Raw genomic sequence first — 587 nt, 5'->3', positions numbered from 1 at the left:
CTCGCCTTCCTGCACTGGCCGGCAGACCCGGCGGACGTGGCTCCGCTGCTGCCGCCCGGGACCGTCCCCGACACCCTCGACGGCGTCACGTACGTCGGCCTCATCGCCTTCCGGATGGACCGCGTCGGCTGGCTGGGGCTGCCCGGCGTCCCGTACCTCGGGTCCTTCCCGGAGACGAACGTGCGCCTGTACTCGGTGGACGGACGCGGCCGCCGCGGAGTGGTCTTCAGGTCGTTCGAGGCGTCGCGGCTGCTCCCGGTGCTCATCGCACGACTGGGCTTCCGACTGCCGTACATGTGGGCTGAGATGTCGGTCCGCCGCGAGGGCGACGGCATCGACTACGCCACGAGACGCCGCTGGCCGCGGGCGGAGGGCAGCGGCGGAGCGCACGCCCGACTGGGTCTGCGCATCGGTGCGCGGATCACGGAGCCGAGCGGGCTCGAGGACTTCCTCACGGCCCGCTGGGGCATGCACAGCGACCGGCACGGCAGGACCCTCTACCTCCCGAACGCGCACCCGCGGTGGAGTCTGCACCGCGCCGAGTTGCTGCACCTCGACGAGAACCTGATCACCGCGGTCGCCCTGCT

At 72.4% G+C, this 587-nt stretch carries 1 protein-coding gene; it reads left to right on the top strand.

Features of this window, described 5'->3' with window-relative positions; translation table 11 throughout:
• The coding region (locus tag G3I78_RS47045) for a DUF2071 domain-containing protein (RefSeq protein WP_203616494.1) at nt 1–587 on the top strand (587 nt) is incomplete at both ends.

The organism is Streptomyces sp. SID13726, assembly GCF_010548375.1.
GTDB lineage: Bacteria > Actinomycetota > Actinomycetes > Streptomycetales > Streptomycetaceae > Streptomyces.
The sequence above is the reverse complement of the archived record's forward strand: the minus strand, read 5'-3'. Positions and strand labels throughout refer to the sequence as shown.